Origin of the sequence: Myxococcus sp. AB025B (genome assembly GCF_006518215.1) — a bacterium.
GTDB classification, from domain to species: domain Bacteria; phylum Myxococcota; class Myxococcia; order Myxococcales; family Myxococcaceae; genus Myxococcus; species Myxococcus fulvus.
Window position 1 is genome coordinate 1 of sequence record NZ_SRLW01000426.1, and the last position, 6,382, is coordinate 6,382.

Below are 6,382 nucleotides of genomic sequence, written 5' to 3' on the forward strand. Positions count from 1 at the left end.
GTCCAGGGGGGCGGGTTCGGGGAGGAGCGCGAGGAGGCCGCTGGAGCGCTCCGCCAGGGCGCGCCAGGGCAGCCCTGCCTCACCCTTGGGGTGGGTCATGCGGCTCTGGGAGACCAGGGAGCAGAGGTTCGAGTAGCCCCCGGCGTCCGCGGCGTAGACGACCACGGGAGGCCCGTCCTCGAGCGTCAGCTCCGCTCCCAGGATGAGGCGCAGGCCGTGCTCCTTCGCGGCCAGGTGGGCCTTCACGGCCCCGTAGAGGCCATCCGCGTCCGTCAGCGCCAGGGCGCGCTGACCAAGCCGGGCGGCCGTGACGATGAGCTCCTCTGGGTGCGAGGCCCCGCGCAGGAACGAGAAGTTGGAGCGACAGACGAGCTCGGCGTAGTCCACACCCGATCAAGACACTGACCAGCCGTTCAGGCGCTAGGTCGGATCTTCGTTCGACGTGCGAGGGACTTGATGGGTTCGGTTCCCCTGTTTCCATGTGCTTCCGCGAGGACCGAGCCTCCTTGACCTGCGGCTTCGTCACTTGATTGAACGGGCGTGACCATGAGCTCGCGCGCCTGTGCGACACTTCTGCTGTTCCTCACGGCGTGCGCCACGTCGGCACCGGGGCCCAGGGAGTATGGGCCTCGAGCCACTCGGCTCGCCAACCTCCAGCGGGCGGCCGAGCTGCCGTGGAGGGATGATGGACGATGCGTCGTCCGCGAGGCCTCTCGACCGTGGCCCGTGCTCGCGGAGCGCTGCTTCCACGCGCTCGACCATGACCGGGTCCGGTTCAACGACCCGACGCGGAGATGCACGGTCGCGTCGGCGGGCGCGGCGGCCCTGGGTATCGGCCTGTGTGTCCTGGCGGCGCCTGAAATCGTCGTGGGCGCGGTGGTCGTCTTGGGTGTCGTGGTGGTGGGGTTCGTCATCGAGGAGGCGCTGGAGGCGTACGAACTGCGCGCGAGCAGCACGGAGGATGAAGAGGCCACGATCCGGACGAAGCCCGCTCTGCGCGAACCTTCCGCGAATCGAAAGCCCGAGCCATCAGCCCAGGACGCATTCCCGCCGGGGCCAATCGAGCCCGCGGAGCAAGAGCGTCGCCCGGAGTGCAGGCCCGTCCCGGTGCCACACGCGGGGAATGATGCTCCGCATAACGCGTGCGCCGACACGTTCCCGCCGAACCGCTACCCCGGGATGGACGTGATCGTGAACGGAGTGAGATTCGATGCGTTACAGGTCGGCGCGCGCGTGCTGTGGGAGATCAAGACCCATCAGTTCGATACGTACAATCGCTTCATCCAGGACCGGGAGATTGCGAGCGAGTTGAAACAAATCAGAAAGGAGCGAGACACCGCGGCAAGATGTGGATACGACTTCGTCGTCGGTGTGAGCACCGAAGAGCACCAGCTCGCACTGCTCGACGAGATTCCCGCACTCAATGTCGTCGTCACGGGATGCCCACGATGACCCCACCGAGAACCCTCACCCTCATCGTCTATGCGCCTGCGCTTGCAGGCAAAGACGGCCGCGCGCTCGATGTCATCCAGGGGATGGAAAAGGCTCTCCCTGGGTTGCACCTGGAGTGGCGGGTCTCCGACAGCGGGAGCCCCATTCCACTGCCACAGCGAGACACGTGGCTCCTGGAGAGTATCGAGGACGGGGGCTTCCCGCTGCTGTGCAACGGGAATGAGAGCTACCCCGTCACAGCCATGGGGTGTGAAAACTCTGCGCTCTTCAGCCCGGGTGGGCAGGCCCAATTCGAAGTGCATGCAAAACTGCCACTCGACCCACCCGTGATCGCGGCAGCAGCGGCTGTGCTGGAGGCCGTGGCAGAAGGCGCGCAATCGTTCTGGGGCCATGCGTCGCCGCAGGGGTACGGCTCGGAAATCGCGAAGCAGCTTCGCCGCTCTGCGAATGGACCGGAGCGCTCACCTCGTGGGCTGCCCATGCTCAACCTCCCAGAGAAGCTCCCCACGAAAGAGACGCCCTCTTTCCTCGGATGGGTGAACTACTGGTCCGCCACTGCCGCTCAGACTATCGGGTTCCCTGATCCTGCTCGCGACGCCGATTTGCTCACGCGTGCGCGGCGCACGACATCAGGAGGATGGGTTGTGCAACTCACGGATACGCCGCTCGACTACGACAACCCCGCTCACCTGGATGCACTCAAGCGGACTTATGAGCGCTTCCCGGAGATAGGCGGCCGCTCGGCTCCTCACCGCTGATCGGAACAACGGGTCCCGAAAGAAGGCGGCTTTGGGTCCCGCCGTCTCCACCTTTTCGGGCGACAATCACGGCAAGTTGGCGGTGTCCCCATGAAGGCGCCCATCTTGACCTCCAGCTTCATCACCTGATTGAAGGGCGTGACCATTGAGCTCGCGCCCCTGTGTAGCACTTCTGCTGTTCCTCTCGGCATGCGCCACGTCGGCACCGGCCCGAGGGAGCTTGGGCCTCGGGCCACTCGGATCGCCAACCTCCAGCGGGCGGCGGAGCTGCCGTGGAAGGACGATGGACGGTGCGTCGTCCGCGAAGCCTCCCAACCGTGGCCCGTACTCGCGGAGCGCTGCTTCCACGCGCTCGACTATCCCGGGATGGACGTCATCGTGAACGGAGTGCGCTTCGATGCGCTGCAGGTCGGCGCGCGCGTGCTGTGGGAGATCAAGACCCACCAGTTCGACACGTACAATGCCTTCGTCCAGCGGCAGGAGATTGAACGAGAATATGCGCAACTCAGAAAAGAGCGCACTGCCGCTGCGGCCTGTGGATACAAGTTCGTCGTTGGAGTGAGCACCCAAGCGCACAGAGTCGCACTGCTGCGACGAGTTCAATCATTCAGCATCGTTGTCACAGGCTGCAGGCGATGAACCAGCAAGAAACTCTCATCATCACTGTCTATGCTCCCGCGCTCGTGGGTAACGACGGCCGCTCACTCGCCGTCATTCATGGAATGGAGAAGGCGCTCTCCGACCTTCGACTGGAGTGGCTGCTCTCCACCAGAGGGCGCCCCGTCGCATTGCCGCAACGCGATGAGTGGCTCGCAGAGAATACCGTGGATGGGGGGTTCCCTCTCATGTGTAACGGGGACATACGCTTTCCCGTGACAGTCTCTGGGTCAGAAAGACATGGACTCTTCAGCCCAGGCGGCCATGCGCAGTTTGAAGTGCATGCGGAGCTGCCCTTGGACAAGCGCGTGATTGCGGCGGCGGCGGCGATTTTCGAGGGAATGGCAGAAGGAGCCCGCGCGTTCTGGGGACGTGCGACGCCCGACGACGCCGCAGCGGATATCGCCCATCAGACAGCTCCCACGTTACAAGGGCCACTGTCTCCACTCAGAGGTCTGCCCGCACTGAAGCTCTTCGAGGACATCCTCTCGCCCGAGATTCCCTCTTACCTCGGGTGGCTGAATTACTGGTCGGAGGCCGCCGCCAAGGCCATTGGATTCCCAGACCCTGCACGAGACGCAGACCTGCTCTCACGGTCGCGGCGCACGGCATCGGGTGGGTGGGTCGTGCAACTCACGGACGCTCCGCTCGATCTCGACAACCCCGCCCACCTGGATGCACTCAAGCGGACTTATGAGCGCTTCCCGGAGATAGGCGGCCGCTCGGACTTGAGATAGATTGGCCCACCAGGAGGTGGCCATGACCTGGGTACTTCAAGCAGCGGTGGTGCTGTCGGTCCTGATGGGTCTCCTGGGAGCAGTCTGGGCAATCGTCCTCGGCTACCGCTACGCGCGAAAGTGTCGACAGGCCGCCGCCGAAGCAGCCCTCGGCATCTACGGCCAACGCGAGCTCGAACTCACCGGCTTTCGCGGCTGGCTGGCGGATTGGGTCGATGGCACCTCCAGCGCGAGCTGTGCCTCCAGTTCGGACGCATCGCACAGCATGTGCCAAGACACCTCCGACTCGGCCCACGCCTCCTCGGACTGAAACCACAGGTACCACCCGGGGTGACGCCCCCCCGTCCGAAACGCACCCGGGGTCAAAGGTTGGCTTCACGCGAAAGGGCCCGGGTCGCCTCTGGTAGCGTCGTGAATACATAGTACACGGTGATTGGCGACGCGGTGAACCTGGCCAGCCGCATCGAAGGGCTCACCAAGCAGGTGGGGGCGCCGCTGCTCGTGTCCTCATCCACGCGCGCCACCGCGGGAGAGACCTTCACCTGGTCTCCTGCCCCTCCGGTGGCGGTCAAGGGCAAGAGCGAACCCGTCGCAACCTTCGTCCCCTCCACGGCCATCGCGCCACCGACAGCGCCCGAAGGAAGGCCGGTCATCACCCCGCACGCCTGATTACGGCTTCGCCTTCACGGCATCGGCCAGTCGCCGCGACTTCGCGTAGAGCTCCGCCGCGATCACCGCATCCCCCAGCGCGGCATGGCATTCAGCCAGGCTGTCCCAGGCATTGGCTGACTCCGGATGAAGCACGGTGTTGAGGGTGAACACCTTCAGCGCCGCGCGGTCGCCGAGGTTCTCTCGGACGGAATAGCCGGCGCCGTTGATCGCGCGCTCCAACTCCTCCGTGGCGACGCCGCTGCCGTCGCGCAACCAGGTCTTCAATGCCGTGTCGTCCGCGCCATCATCGGCGGAGGGCATGGGTGATCAACCGCTCGGACAGCGTCTCTCGCGGAAACAGCCGTGGCGCCACCTGCGCCATGGTGCTGTCCACCAGCGTGCGTGACCAGACATTGCGCACGCTGCCGTTGGTGAAATAAACGAACGTCCAGGTGTCACCCGCCAGCGAGTCCTTGAACAACAGGCGAGCCCGAACGCGAGTGCCACCGTCGTGGCGCATCTGCCGATAGTCGCCGCTCTGCCCGAACTCCCAGCCACTGATGAACCCACTGTCGCCGCCTTCCACGCATCGGGAAGCTCGGGCAGACGCCACGCGACGCACCTGCTCCGCGCGTCGCATGGCCACCGCTACGCGGTACTTCGACTCAGTGGATGTTGAGACACCCGTCGCTCAAGTCGACGCCACCGAGCACCTCCACGGGCTCGACGGGGATGATCTCCAGGGAGTCGAAGGACTGGTCCTCGCGGCAGACGCCCCGCGCCAGGTTGAAGCCGGGCTTCAGCGCCTCCAGGTTGGTGACGAGCCCCCTGTTGCGCAGCCACGCCAGGACGTCCTCCGTCACCTCCGGCACGTAGAGCACCGCGTGGTGGATGGAGAGTCCCTGGAGGGCCTCGTCGTCATCCAGGTCCATGACGCCATCACCGTCCACATCGTCGTAGACAGCGAAGTACCCCGTGCCCAGCAGCCCGGGATTCAAGTGGTTGAGGGCCGCCGTCGGAGGTGCGTCCTCCAGCGTCAAGGTGAACGCCCCAGGAACGCTCCCGGTCAGCAGGCGGTTACCCTGGGAGACGATGACGTCCCCCGACCCCATCCAGTTGTCCCAGGCGATGGTCACCTTGCTGCGACCCGAAACCATCGCGGGCTCCAACGACGTCACCTGTCCGCTCAAGGTGTAGCCCTCGGACTCCTCCGTCGAAGGTCCCGGCTTCTTCTCGGCGTCATCTCCACAAGCGGTGAGCATGGACGCAGCAAGGCCCGCCGCGACAATTGCGATGTAACGGTTCATGGATTGCTTTCGTGATGGCGCAGTGGCGTTCGCGCCGCGCGGCCACTCGCCAGGAGACACTCAAAGACATCCGAGCACTGCGCGGCTGAGCGCCTCTCTAAGAAGGCGTTGGACGCAACGCAAGCACGGACTCGGTGACGACGAAGTGCTCGGATTCGGGGAGGGACAACCGGGCGCCAGGGCTTGCGTCCACCACCCGCTGGAGGAGCGCATCCCGGCCCGGGAGTTGGTCGAGATGCAGCACGCCTCCGGGCCCACCACCGCGCAGCAACTCCCGCGCGACCTCCGTCGCCACACACGCCGTCAGCGCCGCCTCTCGATGCCCCTGAAGCACGCCTTCCCGGGTGACCACCTGCCCGTCACGCCATCCGCGGGCGCGAGCCACGACAGCGCACACATCCGAACCCATCCGCGCCCGGTGCAGCAGCCACATCACCGCTCGCCGAAGCCAGGAGCGCCGAAGGACCCGTCCGATTCCAAGCCGGACCGCGAGCGCCAACAGGCCCGTGAGCCAGCTCCGCTCGCTGAAGCCATGCACGCGACGCAGGCGCCCCTCCTCGAGGACCTCGAAGGGCGCGTCGAGCTGGTCCAACGTCCACGCGATGGCCGCGTCCTGAGCGATCCCCGCATTTGAGCGAGCGGCTTGCCAGCCGCCTACCAGGTGGTCGCGTGCGAGGCGGAGTGGTGGAGAGCAAGAGGAGAGGTCATGCTGGTACGCAAGGTGGCCATCAACGAAGAGCAGGTGCGGGCGTTCCTGGAGAGCTTGTTCGAGCAGGACCTGCACGCCAAGAGGGTGCTGTCGCTGTCGCATGCGACGCTG

General features: G+C 65.6%; 10 protein-coding genes and 1 pseudogene. 6 read left to right on the forward strand and 5 right to left on the reverse strand.

Translation table 11 applies throughout. The features are described 5' to 3' along the window. Nucleotides 1–387, reverse strand: a 387-nt coding sequence (locus tag FL311_RS39745; RefSeq protein WP_141332852.1) for a PHP domain-containing protein, incomplete at its 3' end; no start/stop codon positions are given. A 339-nt stretch (nt 388–726) separates the two neighbouring features. On the opposite strand from FL311_RS39745, the gene FL311_RS39750 reads away from it, so the two are divergent. From FL311_RS39750 to FL311_RS39775, 6 genes and pseudogenes are all read left to right on the forward strand, one after another. After that, nucleotides 727–1,452 carry a DUF6310 domain-containing protein gene (locus FL311_RS39750; RefSeq protein ID WP_368668616.1) on the forward strand — a complete coding sequence of 242 codons (726 nt, stop codon included), beginning with the start codon at nt 727–729 and terminating at the stop codon, nt 1,450–1,452. After that, nucleotides 1,449–2,210 carry a DUF5953 family protein gene (locus tag FL311_RS39755; protein ID WP_141332854.1) on the forward strand — a complete coding sequence of 254 codons (762 nt, stop codon included), beginning with the start codon at nt 1,449–1,451 and terminating at the stop codon, nt 2,208–2,210. The genes FL311_RS39750 and FL311_RS39755 overlap by 4 nt, the downstream gene beginning before the upstream one ends. Before the next feature lie 145 nt (nt 2,211–2,355). Further along, nucleotides 2,356–2,849, forward strand: a pseudogene (locus FL311_RS39760) (DUF6310 domain-containing protein). Continuing rightward, nucleotides 2,846–3,604, forward strand: coding sequence for a DUF5953 family protein (locus FL311_RS39765; protein WP_141332855.1), 759 nt, complete (start codon nt 2,846–2,848; stop codon nt 3,602–3,604). Before FL311_RS39760 ends, FL311_RS39765 begins: the two are co-directional and overlap by 4 nt. A 22-nt stretch (nt 3,605–3,626) precedes the next feature. Beyond that, nucleotides 3,627–3,914, forward strand: a complete 288-nt coding sequence (locus FL311_RS39770; protein ID WP_141332856.1) for a hypothetical protein — start codon at nt 3,627–3,629, stop codon at nt 3,912–3,914. Between the two features lie 119 nt (nt 3,915–4,033). Further along, nucleotides 4,034–4,273 carry an adenylate/guanylate cyclase domain-containing protein gene (locus FL311_RS39775; protein WP_141332857.1) on the forward strand — a complete coding sequence of 80 codons (240 nt, stop codon included), beginning with the start codon at nt 4,034–4,036 and terminating at the stop codon, nt 4,271–4,273. On the opposite strand, the gene FL311_RS44525 is transcribed toward FL311_RS39775, so the two are convergent. The 4 genes from FL311_RS44525 to FL311_RS39790 form a co-directional block, all read right to left on the reverse strand. Beyond that, nucleotides 4,274–4,576, reverse strand: a complete 303-nt coding sequence (locus tag FL311_RS44525; protein ID WP_194869568.1) for a hypothetical protein — start codon at nt 4,574–4,576, stop codon at nt 4,274–4,276. Then, complete coding sequence (locus FL311_RS44530; RefSeq protein WP_194869569.1) at nt 4,560–4,841, reverse strand: hypothetical protein; 282 nt, start codon at nt 4,839–4,841, stop codon at nt 4,560–4,562. The genes FL311_RS44525 and FL311_RS44530 overlap by 17 nt, the downstream gene beginning before the upstream one ends. 79 nt (nt 4,842–4,920) lie before the next feature. Beyond that, the gene (locus tag FL311_RS39785; RefSeq protein ID WP_141332858.1) at nt 4,921–5,562 is read right to left on the reverse strand and encodes a hypothetical protein; all 642 of its coding nucleotides are present in this window, start codon (nt 5,560–5,562) and stop codon (nt 4,921–4,923) included. Between the two features lie 97 nt (nt 5,563–5,659). Then, nucleotides 5,660–6,154 (reverse strand): hypothetical protein, encoded by a 495-nt coding sequence (locus tag FL311_RS39790; RefSeq protein ID WP_141332859.1) that lies wholly within the window; start codon nt 6,152–6,154, stop codon nt 5,660–5,662. Between the last annotated feature and the right edge of the window lie 228 nt (nt 6,155–6,382).